Annotated in this window: 21 protein-coding genes; 15 read left to right on the top strand and 6 right to left on the bottom strand. The window is 40.2% G+C overall.

Annotated elements, in window-relative coordinates; all coding sequences use genetic code 11:
• Positions 1-248 precede the first annotated feature (248 nt).
• The 10 genes from DC345_RS00465 to DC345_RS00510 all read left to right on the top strand — a co-directional run bounded on the left by DC345_RS00465 (position 249) and on the right by DC345_RS00510 (position 9,894).
• Positions 249-1,421 (top strand): ABC transporter substrate-binding protein, encoded by a 1,173-nt coding sequence (locus DC345_RS00465; protein WP_258530413.1) that lies wholly within the window; start codon positions 249-251, stop codon positions 1,419-1,421.
• Positions 1,422-1,499: 78 nt separating this feature from the next.
• Positions 1,500-2,435 carry a carbohydrate ABC transporter permease gene (locus DC345_RS00470; protein ID WP_072734217.1) on the top strand — a complete coding sequence of 312 codons (936 nt, stop codon included), beginning with the start codon at positions 1,500-1,502 and terminating at the stop codon, positions 2,433-2,435.
• A gap of 17 nt (positions 2,436-2,452) precedes the next feature.
• A complete protein-coding gene (locus DC345_RS00475; RefSeq protein WP_063564008.1) occupies positions 2,453-3,289 on the top strand; it encodes a carbohydrate ABC transporter permease in 837 nt (278 codons plus the stop codon).
• Between the two features lie 265 nt (positions 3,290-3,554).
• Positions 3,555-3,866 (top strand): hypothetical protein, encoded by a 312-nt coding sequence (locus DC345_RS00480; protein ID WP_113051439.1) that lies wholly within the window; start codon positions 3,555-3,557, stop codon positions 3,864-3,866.
• Between the two features lie 217 nt (positions 3,867-4,083).
• Entirely contained in the window at positions 4,084-4,518 is a 435-nt protein-coding gene (locus DC345_RS00485) for a 3-hydroxyacyl-ACP dehydratase FabZ family protein (protein WP_113051440.1), read from the top strand.
• A 322-nt stretch (positions 4,519-4,840) separates the two neighbouring features.
• On the top strand, positions 4,841-5,440 hold the full coding sequence (locus DC345_RS00490) for a chloramphenicol phosphotransferase CPT family protein (protein WP_113051441.1): 600 nt from the start codon (positions 4,841-4,843) through the stop codon (positions 5,438-5,440).
• A 453-nt stretch (positions 5,441-5,893) separates the two neighbouring features.
• Positions 5,894-6,172, top strand: a complete 279-nt coding sequence (locus DC345_RS00495; RefSeq protein ID WP_113051442.1) for a hypothetical protein — start codon at positions 5,894-5,896, stop codon at positions 6,170-6,172.
• A 137-nt stretch (positions 6,173-6,309) separates the two neighbouring features.
• The gene (locus DC345_RS00500; RefSeq protein ID WP_113051443.1) at positions 6,310-7,350 is read left to right on the top strand and encodes an ABC transporter substrate-binding protein; all 1,041 of its coding nucleotides are present in this window, start codon (positions 6,310-6,312) and stop codon (positions 7,348-7,350) included.
• Between the two features lies 1 nt (position 7,351).
• Positions 7,352-8,128 (top strand): (2Fe-2S)-binding protein, encoded by a 777-nt coding sequence (locus DC345_RS00505; RefSeq protein ID WP_113051444.1) that lies wholly within the window; start codon positions 7,352-7,354, stop codon positions 8,126-8,128.
• Between the two features lie 44 nt (positions 8,129-8,172).
• Positions 8,173-9,894, top strand: coding sequence for a helix-turn-helix domain-containing protein (locus tag DC345_RS00510; protein ID WP_113051445.1), 1,722 nt, complete (start codon positions 8,173-8,175; stop codon positions 9,892-9,894).
• A gap of 261 nt (positions 9,895-10,155) precedes the next feature.
• On the opposite strand, the gene DC345_RS00515 is transcribed toward DC345_RS00510, so the two are convergent.
• The 4 genes from DC345_RS00515 to DC345_RS00530 form a co-directional block, all read right to left on the bottom strand.
• The gene (locus DC345_RS00515; RefSeq protein WP_113051446.1) at positions 10,156-10,839 is read right to left on the bottom strand and encodes an ABC transporter ATP-binding protein; all 684 of its coding nucleotides are present in this window, start codon (positions 10,837-10,839) and stop codon (positions 10,156-10,158) included.
• A complete protein-coding gene (locus tag DC345_RS00520; RefSeq protein ID WP_113051447.1) occupies positions 10,839-12,095 on the bottom strand; it encodes an ABC transporter permease in 1,257 nt (418 codons plus the stop codon). Before DC345_RS00520 ends, DC345_RS00515 begins: the two co-directional genes overlap by 1 nt.
• A 4-nt stretch (positions 12,096-12,099) precedes the next feature.
• Positions 12,100-13,200 carry an ABC transporter permease gene (locus DC345_RS00525; RefSeq protein ID WP_113051448.1) on the bottom strand — a complete coding sequence of 367 codons (1,101 nt, stop codon included), beginning with the start codon at positions 13,198-13,200 and terminating at the stop codon, positions 12,100-12,102.
• Between the two features lie 68 nt (positions 13,201-13,268).
• Complete coding sequence (locus DC345_RS00530; protein ID WP_113051449.1) at positions 13,269-13,637, bottom strand: hypothetical protein; 369 nt, start codon at positions 13,635-13,637, stop codon at positions 13,269-13,271.
• A 369-nt stretch (positions 13,638-14,006) separates the two neighbouring features.
• Between DC345_RS00530 and DC345_RS00535 the strand changes: the two genes are divergently transcribed.
• The 5 genes from DC345_RS00535 (at position 14,007) to DC345_RS00560 (ending at position 18,796) form a co-directional block, all read left to right on the top strand.
• A complete protein-coding gene (locus tag DC345_RS00535) occupies positions 14,007-14,612 on the top strand; it encodes an oxidoreductase (RefSeq protein ID WP_113051719.1) in 606 nt (201 codons plus the stop codon).
• Positions 14,613-14,833: 221 nt separating this feature from the next.
• Positions 14,834-15,142 carry a hypothetical protein gene (locus DC345_RS00540; RefSeq protein WP_113051450.1) on the top strand — a complete coding sequence of 103 codons (309 nt, stop codon included), beginning with the start codon at positions 14,834-14,836 and terminating at the stop codon, positions 15,140-15,142.
• 402 nt (positions 15,143-15,544) lie between these two features.
• The gene (locus DC345_RS00545; RefSeq protein ID WP_258530414.1) at positions 15,545-15,976 is read left to right on the top strand and encodes a DUF4279 domain-containing protein; all 432 of its coding nucleotides are present in this window, start codon (positions 15,545-15,547) and stop codon (positions 15,974-15,976) included.
• A gap of 585 nt (positions 15,977-16,561) precedes the next feature.
• Complete coding sequence (locus tag DC345_RS00555; protein ID WP_113051452.1) at positions 16,562-18,373, top strand: serine hydrolase domain-containing protein; 1,812 nt, start codon at positions 16,562-16,564, stop codon at positions 18,371-18,373.
• Between the two features lie 129 nt (positions 18,374-18,502).
• Positions 18,503-18,796, top strand: coding sequence for a hypothetical protein (locus tag DC345_RS00560; protein WP_258530415.1), 294 nt, complete (start codon positions 18,503-18,505; stop codon positions 18,794-18,796).
• A 509-nt stretch (positions 18,797-19,305) separates the two neighbouring features.
• Here DC345_RS00560 and DC345_RS00570 read toward each other — a convergent pair.
• Positions 19,306-19,911 (bottom strand): hypothetical protein, encoded by a 606-nt coding sequence (locus tag DC345_RS00570; protein ID WP_113051454.1) that lies wholly within the window; start codon positions 19,909-19,911, stop codon positions 19,306-19,308.
• A 23-nt stretch (positions 19,912-19,934) separates the two neighbouring features.
• Positions 19,935-20,519 carry a matrixin family metalloprotease gene (locus tag DC345_RS00575; RefSeq protein ID WP_113051455.1) on the bottom strand — a complete coding sequence of 195 codons (585 nt, stop codon included), beginning with the start codon at positions 20,517-20,519 and terminating at the stop codon, positions 19,935-19,937.
• Between the last annotated feature and the right edge of the window lie 430 nt (positions 20,520-20,949).

Here is a 20,949-nt window from a genome sequence, read left to right on the forward strand (position 1 = left end):
AATAGTTCATATCACCAATCTTGTTAACGCTTACATAAAATGTGGATTGATCAGAACATGGAGTGGATTTTATAGGAATTCAAGTTAAACTAATTAATTTAACTTAAGGGGGACTTTGAATGAGGAGATCCAAAAAATTCGCATTTCCAATTCTTGTTTACTTTCTGGCTATGTCACTACTTGTAACCGCTTGCTCAACGAAGGGGGACTCAAGCGATCAGGCCGGAGAGGGGAATACAACGGTTACGATGTGGCATGGTCTTACCTCCATTGATTTAGATAATTTGAATAAAGTCGTGAAGGCATTTGAAGAGAAAAATCCTACCATCAAAATGAAATTGGTTTATACAGAATCCAGCGAGGGATCCGATCAGAAGCTGCTGACTGCAGTCGCAGGCGGCAATCCTCCTGACGTTGCACTTTTTGACCGGTTTAAGGTCGGTACTTGGGCTGCGCAAGGTTCGCTGACTGACTTATCCTCGATGGCAGCAGAATCCGGAATTCTTAAGGAAATGTATTATCCATTTGCTTGGGAGGAGTCCAGTTATCAAGGAAAGCTTTATGCAATGCCGATGGATACGGACTCTCGCCTGCTATTTTACAATAAGGATCATTTCACAGAAGTAGGGCTGGATCCCAACAAACCACCACAAACGATCGCCGAGCTTGAAACGGCCGCCGAAAAGTTAACCATCAAGGAAGGTAAACGTTTCAAACGGATCGGGTTCATCCCATGGTATTCGCAAGGCTGGTTGTATACTTGGGGATGGACATTTGGAGGAGAATTCCAGGATGCTGCCACCGGCAAAATTACCGCCAATGATCCTAAAGTCGTTGAAGCGCTGCAATGGATGACCGACTTCGGCAAAAAATACAACGTCGAGGATATTGCCGGATTCACAAGCGCAGCTGGCACGGAGGAAATGGATCCGTTCATTTCCGGTCAAGTCAGCATGAAGATAAGTGGAAACTTCACGGTGAAGGGTATCGAAAAATTTAAGCCGGATTTAAATTACGGTGTTACACCAATACCGACCCCAACAGGTACTAATTTTACGACATGGTCGGGAGGCGGGTCCGCTATTATCCCTAAAGGCGCCAAGAACGTTGCTGCTGCTTGGAAATTCCTCGAATTCTTAGGGAAAGAAGAGGGGCAAACATTATTAAACGCTGACTCTCAAATTTCCGTTATCGATTCGGTTAACGACAAATACGGTTACAAGGACGATCCGATTATGAAGGAATTTATTGAAATTTTGCCCAATTCACACAATCGGCCCGTTATTCCTGAAGGACAGCTGTTGTGGAATGAGTTAGCTTCTGCTACGGAAAAGGCTACCCGCGGAAACGGTACTCCGAAAGAGAACCTGGATAGAGTAACAGAGACTATTAATAAGGCTTTAGAAAAATACGACAAATAGGGTGCTCGGTAGGCAGGGAGCGAAGCGAACCTTTCTCTCCTTGCCTATTAATGAATGACTATTGGAAGGAGAATGCACATGGCGAAACTGGCCGATTCAGTTCAAGTAAACGCAATTCCATCGGCAAGGAAACGAGCACTCCACAGAACTAACGTGATTGGGTGGCTGTTTGCTTCACCTTGGGCTATAGGGCTGCTATGCTTTTATGCAATTCCGATGCTAATGTCCATCTACTTCAGCTTCACTACTTACAGCATTCTGCAGCCTGGTGAATTTGTCGGAATGAGTAATTATAAAGATCTTTTCCATGATCCTCTGTTTTGGAAATCCATATACAACACGCTTTATTTCACCGTATTTTTTGTTCCATTAAGTATATTTTTCGGTGTGGCACTCGCTATGATGTTGAATATGAAGGTCAAGGGGATGGCTATATTCAGAACGATCTTTTTCTTGCCTACACTTGTTCCACAAGTGGCATTGGCTGTTCTGTGGATGTGGCTGTTACATCCAAACTTCGGATTGGTGAACGGGATGTTAGCGAATATCGGTATCGATGGGCCTTCTTGGCTTGGTGGTGAGTCATGGTCCAAGCCTTCGCTCATCTTGATGTCGCTTTGGGGTATTGGGCAAGCTGTTGTCATCTACCTTGCTGGATTAGGAGACATCCCTGATGAGTACTATGAAGCAGCACAAATCGATGGAGCTAACTGGTTTCAGAAAACGAGAAAGGTAACCCTGCCTTTGCTCACTCCCGTTATTTTCTACAACCTTGTCATGGGAATGATCGGTGCATTTCAACAGTTTACTCTTCCCTATACATTGACCAAAGGGCAAGGAACTCCTGCAAATTCCATGACTTTTTACGTCATGTATTTATATGAGAACGGATTCAGGTATTTTAAAATGGGTTATGCCTCCGCAATGGCCTGGATCTTATTTATTATCGTTATGGCATTAACCGGAATTATTTTTATTACGTCTAAACGCTGGGTTCATTATCAAGGGAAATAAGGAGGAGGAAGTAAGGGATGAATCCTACCGCTATCAAAAGAATCAATCGTGCGTTAGCCTATTTATGTCTAATTGTTGCTTCTGCATTTTTCATTATTCCGTTCATTTGGCTGCTTTCGACTTCTCTTAAACCACTCACACAAATCTTTACATTTCCCCCAGAGTGGATTCCGCATCCAATTCTGTGGAGTAATTATTCCCGTGCCGTTGAGTATATCCCCTTCTGGACATATCTGAAAAACACGGCGATTATAACAATCGTTAGTACCCTTGGTGTGATCATATCCTGTCCCTTGGTTGCCTATAGTTTTGCCAAGTTAGAGTACCGTGGGAGAGGTATACTTTTCTTTGTTACCCTCGCTGTTATGATGATCCCCGGACAGGTGACGATGATTCCTCTATTCCTGTTGTTTACTAAATTGGGTTGGGTAGGAACATCTCTTCCACTGATTGTACCCCAGTTTTTTGGAGTGCCCATTTACATTTTTCTATTGCGACAGTTTTTCATGGGATTGCCTGATGCCCTGCGCGAAGCGGCCCGCTTAGACGGCGCTAGTGAATTTCGCATATATTTACAGATCATGTTTCCACTAGCCAAATCCGCCGTTTTAGCCGTGGCATTGTTTCAATTTATGGGGAGCTGGACTGATTTCATGGGCCCCTTGCTCTATTTAACCAATGAACCATCTTACACGGTTTCACTCGGATTGCAGCAATTTCAGAGTCAAAAGGGATCCGAATGGGGTCTATTAATGGCCGTATCCACCTTGATGACATTACCTATTATTGTTTTGTTCTTTTTTCTTCAAAAGACGTTTATCAGCGGCATTACATTTAGCGGTATAAAAGGTTGAACATCATAACGATGGATAGGTCTGTTTGAAAAATAAGTTAATAAGCAAATAGGCAGCGATGTGTAAAGCAGAAGCTGCCTTTTTGCGTACCAAAATAGGAAGATTCAGGAGCTCCTCGGCCACTCAAGCCTGAAGACAACCTGTCGGAGATGGAGGATTAGCGCTCTCTTCGTCTAATAATATACATGGGAACATTAAGCGAATTCGTAGAAAAGACGTTATCTGAAATCCCCAAGAGTGAAAAAACAGAAGGAGGTTGATTAACATGAAACAACTGCCAGTCATCTTTTCTTTCTTATTTATTATTTTGGGAATTTGTATTATTACTATCTCAAAGATAATTGAAGAAGTGATTCCAAAGCTGGGTTTTGCAGCATATCAGGTCGCTGCAGCCGGGTCTTATACTCCAGATAATTATTATGTGAACTTTGAGCTCAATTATTGGATCGGGGCTATATGTATTCTGAGTGGCATTGTTTATTTGATTAGTAAAACAAATTTTATTCAAAACTACATAAATGAAGTGAAGTTAAGAAACAAAGAATTTGACGAAAGTAATAAAAACAATTACGAATAAAAAAATTAAAACTCGAAAAGGTATAGGTTAGCTTAGCTATTCAAGAAGTTGGGTCATCAGATAACAATATATTCACGCTTCACCTTAGCGGTCCTCGGCCCGGAAGGTGGATATCGAAGTAGCAGGAGCTGCCGGACTCCATCTGACTACGTCGGACGTTGTGAATACAGGCACGTTATCGGAAATTATTACAATTTATAAAAAAGGAGTCTCTTAAATGATTAATATTCAAGATATTCTGCCACATAGGTATCCATTTTTGTTCATTGATAAAGTACTGGAAGTCAAAAAAAACAAATGGGCTAAGGGATATAAAAATGTTTCAAGTAATGAGTGGTATATGAATGAACGTAATGCTGTTATTCCTAGTACATTGATAATAGAGGCTTTGGCTCAGTTAGGTGCTTTTGCAGTCATTTCAGAAGAGAATGGTGTAGGATTTCTTTCTTCACTTAAAGGAATTGAAGTGATTGGTCAAGCATTTTCGGGAGATCGGATAGATTTATACTATGAGATCATTAAAAACAAGCGTGGATTTGTAGTGGGAAGGGGAGTAGCCTCAGTAGGAAATCAAGTAATTATAAATGCAGAAGAAATCATGATATATTTACAACCTACTATTAAGCAATCCGAAGAAGGCAACAACTTGTGATAACAGAGTATTCATGCTGCGGGCTAACGCTCTTGGTTCGCAAGATGAGTTAAGCAATGAAGGCTAAGTTCGCACTCTGTTAGGCCTGTCGGGTTCATAGATACAATAACGTTATATGAAACTCTTGAAATCCTGAAAAAACAATAAAGAAAGTGAGAAAGATTGATTAATAGCTAGGAAGAAAGGAGCTTGAGTATGATTGCCCAATTCTCAGGAAGTCAAAAACTTCAAAACATACAACAAGTAGAAACCGGCTCCGACTTAGTGACATAATTGCTTGCTCTGAAAGGTACTGCCTATTTCATAGATAAGGGTGATTGATATGGAACGAGGACTCATTATATTTTTAAATGGTACGTCAAGTGCGGGAAAGACGAGCATCGCAATGGAATTGAAAAATCAGGGAGAGGTTCCGTTTCAGCATCTGTCTGTAGATCAATTTCTGCATAATTATGATCAATTCATAGACACTACATATCCAGATATGAAGCCGACAAGAGAAGTGGAACCCCATGTGATGACAGATATCCTGTTCGACCCCATCAATTCGTTGTACTGTGCAACCATTAAACTGTTTTCGGAATTGGGTTTGAATGTCATCGTGGATACGGTTATCAGCAATGACAAGTGGTTTAACGGATTTTATGATTTGCTTTCAGAATATCCGATATTGTTTGTAGGCGTGCACTGCTCGAAAGAAGAACTTGCCAGAAGAGAGCAGAGCAGGGGAGATCGCGCGATTGGACTTGCCCATTCCCAGTTCGACTACATATACGCCTATGATGAATATGATCTGGAAGTGGACACGGAAGAGCTTAGTTCAGCTGCATGTGCGGAAAAGATATTAAGTTATATGAAGTCAGATCAGGAATACTCGGTATTTAAGAAGTTAGGCAGAAGAGAGGTAATAACATCATCGTAAAAGAAATGAATTTAAGACCAAGGCTGGTAAGCTGGCGTTTTGATGATGAGGTTAGGTAGGATCATCCGGAAGAATGGAATTGGATAGAGATCACAATGGTCTTCACAGATGGTTCTAGACGATGGAGCATCTTATATACACCAGAACGTTTGCTAAATAACTTGTCTCGACCGGACATTGACCCACCAGGTCTTCATATGCAGCAACTAATTGTTGTTAGAAGCTATGAAGTGCATGACATTGAGAGAGTACTGAATGTTTTTGATGAGGAAGATAAATTGACCGAGGCATCAAGGGAATATCCAGAGTAGCTTCGAAATGATGAGTTCTATATCAGATGTGTTAATACATGCTTCATGTTTCGAATGATTGGAAGGTTGTCTGATCTCTATGGAGTAGAGAAGGACCTTCCTTTTTGTTTTTAAAACTTTGGTGGACAAGGGGGAGAACGTTATGAATCCTGAAGATCATATTCAACAAATGTTACAGGCGATCATTAAAAAAACAAAATCCATCATTAACGATAGTCATAAACAATCCTTCGGCTCTTTGGAGTATTTCTTGGAGCATATTATAGCATACCAAGATAATCAGCAATACATGTCTAACGAGTGGCATATCCGCACACCGCGCTGGCTAGGGGAGTATGGAAATACGCCGGAGGAAGAAGAGCTTCTTTCAGATATTTACCGACTGCAAGCGTATATCTCTGAGAATTTAAAGGGTGGATAAGCAGATCGGTATGTCGCATTAGTCCGGCTGAAATGTCGCAAAAGTACATGGTAACGCGATATGCAATTCGTATATACTCTCTTTATGTTTCGATAATGAAAATCATTATCAGTATTATACATAAGGGGGATTCACAAATGAAACAAGGAACAAAGGGGCAAGCAGCTGGTAACAAGGGCTATGCTGCTCACAAATCACGATTATTCATGGGCTTGATGCTGGCCCTTATTCTTGTATTGACGGCTTGCGGTGCTGCAACAGGTACAGATAGCGGTAAGCAATCTGCGGCAACACCAGCGGAGACACCGGCGAATGCGGAAACGCAGACGGACGGAGCTTTTCCCGTAACGATCAAGGGTATGAAGGGTGACATCACTCTAAACGAAAAACCACAGAAAATTGCGGTGCTGGATGTTAAGTTTTTAGATCAAATGTTAGCCATTGGAGAGAAGCCGGCAGGCAGTGTTATTGCTGGAGGCAACACCGATTTTCCAGAATACTTAGGTGATCAGCCGAGTGACGTACAGGTTCTGGGTACACGCGATGAGCCTAATCTGGAAGCAATTGTTGCACTCGACCCGGATCTGATCATCATGACCGACTTCCAGGAGAAGCAGTATGAAAGTGTAAGTAAAATTGCACCTACCCTGGTACTCGATTTCTACGAAGACTGGCATGATACATTAGCTTCAGTGGCTAAGATTACAGACAAACAGGACGAGGCAGAGAAAGTGCGCAAGGCGTATGAAGACAAAATTGCCGGGCTGAAGACAAAATTGTCAGAGAAGCTAGGCGATGAAACGGTTGCGATCATTCGTCCACGAAAAGAAGGAATTCGTGTTCACGGTATTGAGCACCGCATTGGCGGTATTATGTACAATGACTTGGGGCTGAAGATGCCCGCTGTGGTACAGGAGATTAATGAAGATGGTTCCGTAGAAATCTCGATGGAAAAAGTTCCTGACATTGGGGCAGATCGTTATTTTGTACTGTCGGATGAGCTGTTTGCCGCAGAGGCAGAAGCTATGTTGGCTAATCCAGTGTGGAAATCCCTCGATGCTGTAAAAAATAACCTTACGTATGACGTAAACTCAACACTTTGGATCGCTTATTATGGACCGCTTGCGATTAATCTGATTGTAGATCAGGCAGCGGAAGCCCTGCTCGGATCGAACTAATATGAATCCATATCTCTCGACAGACTTATGGAAAGAGACGGTAGAGGAACATTCGATTTTGCTTGGTGAGCCGCCTGAACATAGTGTCCGTACCATTGCTTTGAGTGAGTTGCATGACGAAGAGGCGTGTCGAGAGTATATCAGCTGGTTTCAGAACTATATCGATGCACCGGACGTGAAGGTTGCTGCTTCCATGTTGGCCAAGCGGCTTGGCTATCTATGGACGACTCCGCTTGTGACCGCGATGACGTTTCATCATCAGCATGTAACCTTTCAGCTGGAGAACAGCTTTCTCTATCATCCGAAGCTCGAAGAGCATGAGGAGGGTACGCGTTTTCCTTTTCTAGCGGTGAGTGGGCTTCGGGCTGAAGAACTGACTGGGGACAGGAGCGTATGGCGGGAAAAGGCACTACAAGAGATGTTTGCGGTACAGCTTACACCCCTGTTGAAGGCCCTTGCTGCGATTGCGCCTCTTCCAATGAGTATTCTATGGGAGAATATTATGGTACGGATTGGCCGACTATTTGCTCCTGATGAAGCCGAGACAGAGCATGAAAGTAAGAATATCAGAGAGGACTTTTCATATCTGACGCAAGTGGCATCCGGGCAGGTATTTGGTGTGAGAAAGAATCCGTTGACCCGCTTCACCGAATGCAAAGACAATGGCTACGTTGCCAAAAGCGAGCGGATCACCTGCTGTTTTTACTATCAGATGTCAGGGGAATATTGCAGGAAATGTCCGAAAATTGACAATGAGAATAAATCTCAATTAAAATGACAGCAGCAACAATGTACCTATGCTATTGTCAGGAGATGAGAGAAATGCCGCTGCAAGAACAGACAAGTGGTTGGAGTGATACGGCGATCAAGATGCTTGCCGGGTATAGCGGTACTTTGCAGACAGGCGGCGTTCTAAGCGAAACGGATTTAAGTTCAAATGTCTTGCTGCTGGCATGCGGAGGGGAAGGGGAGCTTGCAATGAATGGCGAGGGTTGCCACATTGGGGCTTCTTTTGCCTGTCATGTGGTGGAGGGGTCATCCTTTACGCTGACGGCCAGATCAGAGGACATTCATTATATTGTGATCATGTACAAGGCTTCTTCCATGGAGGGAGCCTCTCTTGTTGTGCCTTCGTATCGTAAACACCCGCTGCGCAGGTCATTTGTGCAAAACTCCGTAGTCCATGCCGAATGGATCGAAAACGCGGAAAAAATTGTGGCCAAATGGCGCCGCGGCGAAGGGCTGGAACGTTTCTATGCCAATGCGCTACTCCAGGGGATGATCTACGAGCTGATTATGGAGTACGAACATGGTCAAGGGGGACCGGAGTCCGACATGGTGGATGTGGTCGTTTCCTATATAACCTCGCATTATCGCCAGAATCTGGAGTTGAAAGAGCTGGCAGCCCTTGCGGGATGCAGCGTAAGGCAGTTACAGCGCCGATTCAAACAAGAGAAGCAGCTCGGCCCGATGGAGTACGTCATTCAGCTACGCATGGAAAGTGCCTCGCGCATGCTGCGTCATACGGATGCTTCCATCGGTGAAATTGGGGGCAAAATCGGTTATCAGGATATGTACTATTTCAGCAGAGCGTTTAAAAAATATTATGGCGTCCCACCGTTGCATTACCGACTTGCCTCCGCTTCAAGAACGGATGCAGACTATGCCAATGCTTTGCTGCAAAACCGCACAGCTTCATCATATGAATCTGCCCAAGGCTCAGTCATCTGCCATATGCGAGGGGAGTATACCGTCACCGAATCACCACAACGTATCGCTGTCCTCGATGTGCAATATGCCGATCACCTGCTTGCGCTCGGGTTGTCTCCAGCAGGAAGTGTCGGAGTGGGAAGTACCGTGTTAACGTTCCCTCCATCACTTCGGGCAGGACTCCAGGATACCGAATTACTTGGAACGTATGAATACCCCGATCTGCCTACGGTGGAGCGACTTGCGCCAGATCTGATTATCTGCACCGAGGTGCATGACCAGTATCATGAACGGTTAAGCGGAATCGCTCCAGTGCTCATGTTCAAGCGCAACGAAAGCTGGCAGACGATCCTGAGCCTGTTCGGTGAACTGACAGGCAAGCGATCAGAGGCCAAGCAGATTATTGCGAATTATCACCGACGAACAGCTTTGCTGTCCGAAGAACTGGCTTCGGTATTGGCAGGAAAAAGTGTGGCCCTGATCCGTCCATTGGAATCTCTCGTGCGCGTGCACTCTGCTGCTCATCGTACAGGTGCTGTGCTGTACCGTGACCTGGGTCTTCCCGTTCCATTATTTGTAGCAGACACCTCCGACACGGCCTATCACATCTCGGTGGAGAGACTACCGGCTGTACAAGCCAGCCACTACTTTTTGCTCAGTAATGAACTTATGCAAAATGGCATATCAACTACAGAGCAGCGTGTTTGGGGGATGCTGGATTTGGGTGAGCGTCAGCACATACACTCGGTAGATGCTGCGACATGGATCGGTTGTTATGGGCCGATGGGGATTAACGGGATTGTGGATCAGATTGAACAGGCTTTGTTGGCTTGAGAAGTAGCTTTATCATGATAAGAAAAGTCATACTCGTGGGGGCTGTCCCATAAGTGGAAAATGATTAGGCATATCCCCATGATTAACATGATAAAAACAAAAGAAACCGTTCCTGGGTAAAGTGGAAGTGTTAGCAGCCACATGCCAAAGGAGACGGTTTCTTTGTACATTAAAAATAGTATGATTTTACTTTATTTATTTTACTTCCCGACAAATGGAAAAGAGAAACAGTTCTATATCTATTTATGATTGTTGTTTTTATCATTGAACCTGGTCTCTATTAATTTTTCCATCCACAATTTCGATGATTCGGTTGCATCTTTTGGCGACCTCCAAATCATGCGTTACGATAATGACGGTTTTTCCTTCCTGATGGAGCTGTTGTAAGAGATTCATGATCTCCTCTCCGGTTTTTCGATCCAGATTTCCTGTCGGCTCATCGGCTAGAATTAGTTCTGGCTCTCCGACCAAGGCTCTGGCGATGGCAGTTCGCTGCTGTTGTCCACCCGATAGTTCATCCGTTTTTTTGTGCATGTGCTCCTTCAAACCGACTTTTTCAATATACAGCTGCGCTTTGGCGACGCGATCTTTATGTTTTAATTTTCGGTAGGTAAGAGGCAGTGCCACATTATCAAGAACAGAATAGTCCTTTAACAACGCAAAGAATTGAAAAACAAATCCTATCGTTTGATTTCTGGTTTTGTGCATTTTATGATTTTTAATTTCTTGAAGCGAGTTGCCTTTTAGAAAAAAATCACCTTCCGTGGGGAAGTCAATCAACCCTAGTATATTTAACAGTGTACTTTTACCAGAACCAGAGGGCCCCATAATGGCAATCAGTTCACCCCGGTGAATATTCAGGTTAATACCATCCAGAGCAAAGGTCTCATGATGTTTACGACGATATATTTTTTTAATTTCTTGTAATTGAATTAGTTCATCCATCACTCCATTCCTCCAATCAATGATTTAGGTTCCAGTCGCCGAATGAATAGATATACAATACAGCTTGAGATCATAATGATCATGAACAACACCAAGAAAACAAAGAAAAGGATTGTACCATTCAGTTTATAGTCGAGTGGACTGGCATAGTTAAATTCACTTGAGAACCGTAACAGCCCGTTATATTTCCATAGAAAATGTGTCAGGGATAATACCGCCCCCGTGAGGCCAATGATTGAATTTTCGATACTGATTTGGCCTAAAATTCCAAGCTTACTTTCTCCTAATGCCAACTTTATCCCAAGTTCCCTTTTTCGGATCATAATAGATACGACGGTTGTAACTACAATGCCAATGACGGAAAAGATAATAAAGGAGGCTCCTAATATGAGTTGAGGAATTTCGATAAAGGCATTATCCCGCACATTCTGCCGTACTTCATCCCCAAAATTTTTCAAACTTAACAAAACATCATTTCCCGGTAGTCGAAGGGTTTGTGTCAATTTCTCCAGATCCGCACCATCACGCAAACTCAAAATCGTACCTAAATGTAACCTTGTAAACATGGAGTTATAATCGTTATAAATATCCTTAGACATAGGGATGAACATCGCTTTATCCAATTTCTGATAAATGTTTGACGTGTTGTTATTCACAATGTATTTATCAGGCAAGAAACCGTTAATTTTGTATTGTCCATTAATGACATCGCCGATCTTGTAATATTTTTTGAAGTAGGAACCAACCAGAACATCGACGTTCTCATTGCGATTTTTATTAAAATCCTCTGCAGAAAAGCCTTGTCCTGGCTCCAACTTCAAGTCTAAAAGCTGATAATAGTTTTGATCCATAACGATTGCACTAATTGAAGGTTCGTTATATCCCAGGTTAGTTTTGGTTAATTCAGCCACCATCGTATTGTTAAGTGGACCCATGCCTGGGTCAAGCATAATATTATCCTCGTAGTACGTACCATAGGAGATAACATCTGGATTATGATCAAGTTGGGTGTATAGGTTTTCGACTTGTTCTTGATTAAACTTTTCTTTCTGAAATCCATTCGTAATCTTACCCGGTACAACTAAATAGGTGCTTTTTAAGTCCAAAATGGATTGAGTGTTCAGATAAGACAGGTTGTAAAAGATGTTGACCGAGCCTGTTATGGTGGATAAGCCGTACGTGAACTGAATAAGCAGCAGGATTGAAATGACCCATCTATTCTTCAATGCAGCGATAGCACTTTGTATTCTAAACATGGCTTTACTCCTTTAATGCCTTGGCAGGTTCGATTTTCAACATATGAAAAAATGGGATGATTGCTGTAATCACTGAAATGGCAAGTGTGATCAGTATCCCGAGCATAAAATGATTAAAGCTTACACTGATATAATAGCTGGTCACATCGAGAATCTTTAGACTTTGTTTGCTGAGAAGCCATTGAATTAAGATAGAAAAGGTTCCTGCCAGAACCGCACAGATAAAAAGCTGACTGAGGATATAAAAGAATAAATTGAAATGGCTTGCTCCCAGAGCTTTTCTTAATGAAATTTCTTTCCTTTTCAAATAAATCGAAAGGTAGCTCACGTTAATACAATTGATCAGGGCAATCAAAAATAGTTTATAAGGATAACTGAGTACTTCTTTTACGCCTTGTCTTGTATTTTTTTCATTTTTGTAATTTTCGTTTTCATTCACAATCTTCGCTTGTACTTCAACATTTTCTTGTGTGATCTCATCAACAAAATGATTGATTTCAGTCTCCGGATTATGATTCGACCTGACGATAAGTTGGAGTACTTTTTGCTTCATGATGTCCTGTTTAATAGAATCAGGCAGTTCATTCAGATCAACATACATCTTATAATTGTAGACATTAATCAACTCGTCCCCTAAATCTTTGCCTGCTATTCCTTTGATTGTGTAATGTTTATTCATCAGTGTCAGGGCTCCAATATGATTGGATACGAGTCTGCCTACAATAATTTCGCTTGATTCATTTAAGTCTATATTTGTTCCTTCAATTAGAGGAGGAGACCAATGTTCATGATTTAACAGCCCAACGATCTGGATCTGCCCTATTCCTGGTACCGTAGTCGTAATATCACCGGTAATTACGCTTGCAAGATCAAAATTAGCATCTGCTATTTTTTGAACCTCAAGCAAATCTAGTTGTTTAAAGTTGGTTAACGTGACAGAATAATAATTTTTGAAATATCCATTTTTCGAATGGTAAAAGTGCTCATCGTAATAGCTTTGAGTGGATAGAGCGATCAGAAAGGGCAAGGTCGTTAAGACAAAGCCTATGAAAAGAAGAATAAATATTTTTTTGCTTGCTAGTATAGCTCTTAGAATCTGTCGCATAGCCGCCTCCAATAACTAAAACGTGAATAAGGCGAAGTAGCCTTATTCACGCTATGTAATGCTAGAAATTATTTAAAATCGAGATTTTTCGATACATATGCACTATCGCCCACCATGACCCACTCATGAGTCGAAGTACCACTGCTTATGGCACCACCCGTTAGAAAATTCACGGATACGCTGTCAGTCGATTTGGCTGGATCTTTTTCGTTATAACCGGATGAACCATCGTTAGTTCTGGCCGAAACAGTCATTTTGTAATAGTACGGTTCATTAGTCTGCTTAGTGACTGCATTAATATTGGCTCTCGCACCGGAACCAAACCAAGTAGCAGTGGAGTTCCAATCAATTGAGGCAAAGGAAACAGAAGAAACAGTACCTAATAAGATTGCTGTGATCCCCAGAGAAGCAAACGACTTTTTCAACAAACTTTTCATGTAAAAACTTCACTCCTTTTAGATTAATTTGTGGCCACATACAAATACTACCATATGGAAAATGTATATCAATATATTTACTAAAATTTAACAATTAGTTTACATTGAATTTATAATCCATAAGAAAATACACGAAAATGTCTCTCCGCGTACCTGGAATTCCTATAAATTTAATATTCATTGTCAAAATGGTTTGTATTCATATACGGAGGCATTCTTTCGCCACTTATGTGCTGGAAAATTTCTTTCTTAAGAAATGTAATAATAGGGGTTATTATATACAAATCACGAGATGTAATATGTTTAACTGGCAAAGTAACTAGATTAGATGTTATCAGAAATGAATTGCACAAAATACGAGGTGATGGAATGAGAAAAAATATTGCACTAATCACACTAATGGTTGGATTGATCATAAGCCTTTACTTCAACTATCAATTCAAAGCGTACAAGGACAATCAAAAAGTTGATTACACGATTAAACTAAATCATGGAACTCAAATGGGTATAAAAGAATCAATTCAGAATTTAGATTATGTGATAAAGAGCTTAGAAGACAATTCTTCGAAGGAAACAGTCATATATACATTAGGGAATCTGGCAGTATCTTTAAAAGTGGGTGAAGAATCATTCATCTTTCTTGATTCTGATTTCAGGGAGGATCAATCATCATCAACCTATTTAATCTATAATGTGTTTAGAGATATGTACTGGTATATACGAGCAGATATCACAGACGATATTTTATCGAATAAGGTATCGCTAGAAAAAGAATCGAGAAATCAACTTATTCTGGATATAGGAGTGCTCAAACAAGATCTGGAGTATATTGATAATCAATTTAACGAGGATATTCTGAAAGAACAAAGTCCTAAGTGGATTGAAAACAAATGGAAAGAGTTAATTGGAGAGATTGTAAATCGAAATCCGGATTTTAAGTTATATGAAAGAATTAAGGTGAAGTACAACTTATAAGTAGTTTGTGGAAGGCAATTGACATCTAAATAACAACATATCTACGCCGTTGCTTTCGCTTCTTGGTCTGTTGAGGGTATTCGAAGAAGTGGAGTTAGCAGGTAACCCTGCACTACCTAATCGTGTCGCGGCAAGTCGCTGCACTCTTTGAGGCAGTGAGGGTTTACTTAAAAATAGAGGATATTTGTGGTACAGGTCTAAAGTGGAAGGGAAGAATCTAAATGAACAACATAAACACTCATAATTGCAACCTAAATATAAGGTATAATCTGCCTGATGAGGTGTGGGCTAAAGTTTCTAAAGTATATGAGCATATGCCAGGGTGGATCGGTTATAAAAGTGGAATTCCTTATTGGTTTGGAACTGAAGAAGAAGATGTATTTATTGCAGCATCCGTTGAGCCTAGTGGGTTATCTTTTTATGCACAGATGAACAGCGAAGTATGGATGTCCTGGATAGAAACATTTAAGTTGGAAGCGTTAAAAATGTTGGGTACTGATGTTGGTGAACCTGAGGATGGATATGTGTGATATTTGCTTAAATACACCAAATTTAGAATTGTTGAGTGAGTTAATGTAGGGTTAATGATATGTTTAACTTTTATCGTAACAATATGGTTATACCCGCAGGATTCATCCAAACATATTTCAGAAATTATAGTAGAAGATATTAAAAATTTCTGGATTAAATGAGGATTTCACTTGGTATATATTTTCTGATTAAACAATATTTTTTGGAGTATTTCAGGTGGAATGAGACATCACATAACAAAAGTTTCACGTTACGAGATACGCCCTTGATTGTATAAAATAGATACACTAGAAGCATAACTTACCCACACAGGTTTTATCCTAAGATAAGAGCTATCTAAAATGAAGCCAGTCGTGAATCTTTGAATGTTAGGATAAATCCATACATCAACTCTTAAAGAGGTGAAACTCCTGAAAGACAAAACCGAAGTAATGGCTTATTTTAGTTTGTTTGGAGATGAATTCGATCCGAATTATGTAACTTCAATACTTAAAATTGAACCTACGAATACGGCTTATAAAGGCGATATAATTAACAAAAAGCATCGAATAAAAGAAACATCATGGACATTAGGTACGGATTATGAAAAGTCATTAGATGTGAATCACCAATTAACAAAAGTAGTCGATTTATTAAAAAATAAAGTGAAAGAAATCAATTCGATACGGATTGAACATAAATTAATTACGAAATTTTTCATTGTAATAAGAATAGAAGAGGGCAAAACTCCTGCTCTTTATTTCGATTCTGATTTTATTGAATTCGTTAATATGATTCATGCTGAAATTGATGTGGATTTGTATACAAATCCATATGATGAAGAATTGGAATAAGAAATGAAATTTGTAAGAATCTCTCGTGAATACAGGAACGTTATATGAAATCCTCAAGAAGTAAAAAACCGTAAAGGAAGTGAGAAAAATTGATTAATAGCCAGAAAGTGATCAAGCGTTTTTTAGAAGATGAGATTTCATCGCAAGAACTTTATGAGGTTATGTTTGATTTTATTGACTCCGTTCACATTCGTAACGGTGAGTTCGAGGGGAACTATTTCATCATCAAGAAGATGGATTTAAACAACTTTATTATCTAAGCAGAGAATATCCATCCAGATGAAAATCATAGAGAAATTCCATATAGTTTTTCGATCTATAAAGTAAGCTTGCTTAAAGAAATAAATAATCAGGCAAGAGAAAATAATTACATATTAAAACCGTAGATGCTATATCATTGATTGGGCTTCCTGATAGATAAAGAAATAAAATTGTTAATTGGAAAGGTGAAATTCTCCGACCTCTTTCCGAATTGAGTGTAATTGCATTTGAGAAATAACTTAGATTCATGTGAAATTCTTTGAGAACGCATACATAAAAACAAAAATGTGCAAGTAAACAATTAAAATAAAAGGAGAGAAGCTAATGCAGAAAAATCGCCAGAGAGATCGTAGTTATCACAATGTAAAAAAAGTAATCGCATGTGTTCTGTCACTCGTGTTTTTCATTATGGCAGTAGCGGTACCTGCCCACGCTGAAGAAAAACAGGTTGAGGCTACACCATCCAGGATTCCTTTATCCAAGTTAGAGGAAACGATTGATGCTTATGTAGCCTCGTATGAGAAGTACACCGCTGCCGTTTCGGTTGTGGCTGTCAAAGACGGTGAAACCATTGTGAATAAGGCATATGGTTACGCAGATATTGAGAATCAGCGAAAGGCGGATACCTCTACGGTGTTTGAATGGGCTTCCATCTCAAAACTGTTGGTTTATACGAGTGTGATGCAGCTTGTCGAACAAGGAAAGCTTGATTTGCAGACGGATATCAGAGAATATCTTCCAGAAGGATTTTTCAAAAAGCTCAAATACGATGAACCGATTACCCTATTGAACCTGATGCATCACAATGCAGGTTGGGAAGATCAAACAGCGACCGAAGTGTATTATTACGACGAAAGTGAAGATTATGATTTAGGAGAAACGCTGTGTAAAAATGAGCCGAAACAGATATACAAACCGAATAGCTTCGTCGGTTATTCGAACTATGGCGTTGGTCTAGGCGGTTACATCGTGGAATTGGTAAGTGGCCAACCTTATTATGAATATGTTAATCAACATATTTTTGAACCGCTTCATATGAACGACACTACGGTTCATCCAACGGGGCAAGATCGTCCAGACCTTGTGCAAAGAAGGAATGAGGTTGAAGGGTATACGAAAGATTTGAAACGGATCCCTGAGAACAGAGTTTACGTAACGTTCTATCCTACAGGGGCAGCGATCGGGACAGCAGAAGATTTAGGGAAATTCCTTGCAGCGCTAATGCCTGTCGATGGTAGCCATGTATTATTTACGAAGAGGGATACGTTAGACGAAATGTTGTCAACAAGTCTCTATTATGACGGGACGTCTACTCCGCGATTTGCGCACGGGTTCGTTGAGATGGAATACGGGGTGCCTACGCTGATGCATGAGGGGAATTTAAAAGGGTTCTCAAGTAAAGTTGTCTTTGATCCAGCATCCAAATTTGGAATGGTGGTCATGACAAACATTGCGTTTGAGGAAATTTATTATTATGGACTTATTAGCAAAATCTTTGGTAATAGTACATACGTTAATTCGGTTACTTCTGAGGGTGGGGGATATTTTCAATCCGCACGACGGCCTGCCGCTAGATTTACTGATTTATTCAGGCAGCTTGATATAACCAAATTTTCAAAAGCGGAGTTAAGTAGTCTGTATAATGTGGTCGAGCATAATGGAGTTATTGAGAAAATTTCCTACACTCCTTACATGGATTACTTGCCTGTATCGAATTTGAAGGTGAACTTGATTGTAATATCTCTTATTCCTGCTGCGCTAGCCATCATTTTCAGTATATGTGCTTTGGTCGGCTATCTACTCCGTATGCTTCTTAACAAACTACATAAACGAGGAAATCCTCGAACTAATTTTGATAAATATCATCTTGCAATACATTTTGCAGGTGTGTTACTGCTTATTAATCTTTTCATCATACTTAGCAGACTACCAAGTTATCCCGCTTATTCTTCGCTACGGATCAATTTAATGTTTAACCTGTTTTATATACTTCTAGCAGTGGGGTATCTTGGCTTGCTTATTTACAAACTGCGGAAGAGCAGTTACAGCAAAAAGCAAAAGATGATGTACATCTTGTCTGGCATCTCGGCTTTCATCTTGGCTGCTTTTGTTGTGGGATGGCATTTGTATGTTTAGAAGGTCAGAAGCTAAATGGATAACTTAAGCATATTGATAGATGCCATGGGTACACTTCGTAATTCCGATCTTAGGGTGGGAGATTTCAAAGGTGAGCTATTCATAGATCAGGGATAAGGTGGTCACAGAATGGAAATTAAAATGCTGTTTGGGGTGGGGTTAGTCTTTGATACACCGGAATTCGGAACCATCGTTATGGGGGCCAATGAAGAGTTGGATGGACTGCTTCCGTCAACAATCAAAGAGATGATCGGTGAACAGATTATCATCAAAAAAACGGACGGGGAAGAGCAAGTGTTTGGAGTTATCTCGATTCAAATTAATCATTCTATAGCCGGCAAGAAGAACATCGGTATATGTTTGGGAAAAGGGATCTCCCCAGACGATATACCTGCGGGTTCAATCGTCTACTTTAATTCATGAGGACAAATTGATCAGTAGTACAGGTTGGGGTAAAGATGCTATGGAGCAGCGGTTTGTTATTGATTTGCTTTCCTCATTTCTACTTCTAAATATCATATATGATTCCGAAAGCATCGGAAGGTCGTCTGAGTCCCTATGGGATGAGAAGGGCCTTCCTTTTTTTCTTCTTCAAAGTCACGTAGAAGGTTCCGACAACATCCAATAAAGCCTTCCTCCTTTGATGAATGATGAAAGCAAAGGCGCCATGAGTTTATCTCTGGAGTATTAAAGAATAATTAATCATTATTTATAACATTACTTAGTGATAAGAATTTCGAACAACTCGGGCTAAACGAACGACTGACTAACTCGTTTACGAGGAATTCAGTAAACAGGTAAATAAAAGAGCCCCTTAGAGAGGTCGGTTGAAATAAAGCGCGGTCGGCAGACTTCCAATTCGCCTTTACCAAGCGCTAGATAATAAAACTCTTATGGGCTAATGGAAGCTATACACCATCGGGCTACGAACATTAATTTATATTGTAACTCTCCATTACTGAGTCACGAAATAATTCGTATTCTGATAACTCTTTAGAAGTGAAGGATTGAGACAACTTACTTTGATTAGTCTGTTCTAGGCTGAACTTCCCTAAGTTATCATTAATTAGTCCATAATTACCAAAAGTGTTCTTCATTAAGAAAATCACACTTTTATCATCCTTCTGTAATTCAACATAATGATCAGCTGTATATTTGACATCACCATCAAGACTGACTGGTTCAATGATTGTTAACTCTTTTTGATCTGAAGGGAAATCATCTGGCTTTTTCAATATCTTTTCAATTTTTATATTGGTATTCGTGTGGAATGATTGCATTGTTCCATCATCGAAAGCAGTTACCACATGTTCTCTATCTATAAATTCATCTGTAGCATATCCAATGACAACCAATTCAGCAAATTCATCTAGTTTATTAATTTCATTAAATGTTATTGAATTTGCAGAAAGATTCACAACTTTATTGATTTGTGGATCTGGTTCCGAATCTTCATTTAAATATGCAATTGAACCAACAAAGATAATCAATAATAACAATACAGGGATTACTATATATTTCTTTTTTGATAAAGACATGATCTCACCCTCTCAGTTATATTTCAATTTCCCCATTTAAGTCTAATCTCTTGGATATCATATGTTGTGGGTCCTATGTCTTGAATTCCAGATTTCATTACAGAGCTAGAACCAGAGTCCGGTGTGTGATCTAATCCTAATGCGTGGCCATATTCGTGAGTAGCGTTAGAAATGATCTGTGAAGTTGTCATGTTAAATCTGTACATATTGTTATGAAAAAGTCTTATATTGCTGAAGCTCCACGTTTCACTGCCAGTTGCAATAACATAACCGCCTGAATTTGATAATTTATATCCCTCCTGCAAACCAATCCATGTTGGATGAGCAGTTGTACCTACATAATACTTGTCTGGCGTTCCGGTTGAGGAGAGAACTCTAGTCAAATTAACTTTTGTTGATGTATCATTCCATTTGAAACGAGCTTCATCTATTGCTGACACATAACCGTACGATGAAACAGAATCAGAGTACCATACATTATACGTAGCACTTGTTCTACCACCTGAGAATCTAACAGCGTCAGCATCTGTTTGAAGCAGACCGAGACTTAAAGGAAGAATGGCGAGACTTAGAATAATAATTTTTTTAAACGTTTTAGATGTTCTCATCAATAATGGCACCTTCCTATAGTAGTGAATATGTCCCAAAATTGTATGTATAGATTTTATATCCTCCTTTTATATAAATATTCCAATTTAGGGAACTAATATATTATAAATGCATATGGAAGCGGATTCAATATTAGAAATTAAAAATACTATAAGTGTGATTCTCCCCTACACTATTATGACTATCCAGAAGTTTACGAACCAGTTTGATTGAGATGAAGTTCAGATTATCCTGGAGTTGTGGGTTGAGAGCGAAGATCAACAGCAATGGAAAGCTAGTAAGGAAAATACGAATGGACCTAAGAACCGTTAGAGAAAATATTAAAGTTAAGAGGGTACAGCCGCAAAAAGGAAGTTGCTCAATTACTCAAATCCGTTTCCAACCCTAAACATAAAGCAATTCAGTTCCTGACCTATTCTTCCGGGCTTC

The organism is Paenibacillus taichungensis (assembly GCF_003287275.1).
GTDB classification, from domain to species: domain Bacteria; phylum Bacillota; class Bacilli; order Paenibacillales; family Paenibacillaceae; genus Paenibacillus; species Paenibacillus taichungensis_A.

Coding starts and splice junctions, on each gene's coding strand:
- DC345_RS00475 (WP_063564008.1), top strand. CDS start 2,453: ATGAATCCTACCGCTATCAAAAGAATCAATCGTGCGTTAGCCTATTTA.
- DC345_RS00515 (WP_113051446.1), bottom strand. CDS start 10,839: ATGGATGAACTAATTCAATTACAAGAAATTAAAAAAATATATCGTCGT.
- DC345_RS00575 (WP_113051455.1), bottom strand. CDS start 20,519: ATGAGAACATCTAAAACGTTTAAAAAAATTATTATTCTAAGTCTCGCC.
- DC345_RS00540 (WP_113051450.1), top strand. CDS start 14,834: ATGAACAACATAAACACTCATAATTGCAACCTAAATATAAGGTATAAT.
- DC345_RS00495 (WP_113051442.1), top strand. CDS start 5,894: ATGAATCCTGAAGATCATATTCAACAAATGTTACAGGCGATCATTAAA.
- DC345_RS00510 (WP_113051445.1), top strand. CDS start 8,173: ATGCCGCTGCAAGAACAGACAAGTGGTTGGAGTGATACGGCGATCAAG.
- DC345_RS00520 (WP_113051447.1), bottom strand. CDS start 12,095: ATGTTTAGAATACAAAGTGCTATCGCTGCATTGAAGAATAGATGGGTC.
- DC345_RS00505 (WP_113051444.1), top strand. CDS start 7,352: ATGAATCCATATCTCTCGACAGACTTATGGAAAGAGACGGTAGAGGAA.
- DC345_RS00535 (WP_113051719.1), top strand. CDS start 14,007: ATGAGAAAAAATATTGCACTAATCACACTAATGGTTGGATTGATCATA.
- DC345_RS00490 (WP_113051441.1), top strand. CDS start 4,841: ATGGAACGAGGACTCATTATATTTTTAAATGGTACGTCAAGTGCGGGA.
- DC345_RS00560 (WP_258530415.1), top strand. CDS start 18,503: ATGGAAATTAAAATGCTGTTTGGGGTGGGGTTAGTCTTTGATACACCG.
- DC345_RS00555 (WP_113051452.1), top strand. CDS start 16,562: ATGCAGAAAAATCGCCAGAGAGATCGTAGTTATCACAATGTAAAAAAA.
- DC345_RS00525 (WP_113051448.1), bottom strand. CDS start 13,200: ATGCGACAGATTCTAAGAGCTATACTAGCAAGCAAAAAAATATTTATT.
- DC345_RS00500 (WP_113051443.1), top strand. CDS start 6,310: ATGAAACAAGGAACAAAGGGGCAAGCAGCTGGTAACAAGGGCTATGCT.
- DC345_RS00570 (WP_113051454.1), bottom strand. CDS start 19,911: ATGTCTTTATCAAAAAAGAAATATATAGTAATCCCTGTATTGTTATTA.
- DC345_RS00465 (WP_258530413.1), top strand. CDS start 249: ATGTGGCATGGTCTTACCTCCATTGATTTAGATAATTTGAATAAAGTC.
- DC345_RS00480 (WP_113051439.1), top strand. CDS start 3,555: ATGAAACAACTGCCAGTCATCTTTTCTTTCTTATTTATTATTTTGGGA.
- DC345_RS00530 (WP_113051449.1), bottom strand. CDS start 13,637: ATGAAAAGTTTGTTGAAAAAGTCGTTTGCTTCTCTGGGGATCACAGCA.
- DC345_RS00470 (WP_072734217.1), top strand. CDS start 1,500: ATGGCGAAACTGGCCGATTCAGTTCAAGTAAACGCAATTCCATCGGCA.
- DC345_RS00485 (WP_113051440.1), top strand. CDS start 4,084: ATGATTAATATTCAAGATATTCTGCCACATAGGTATCCATTTTTGTTC.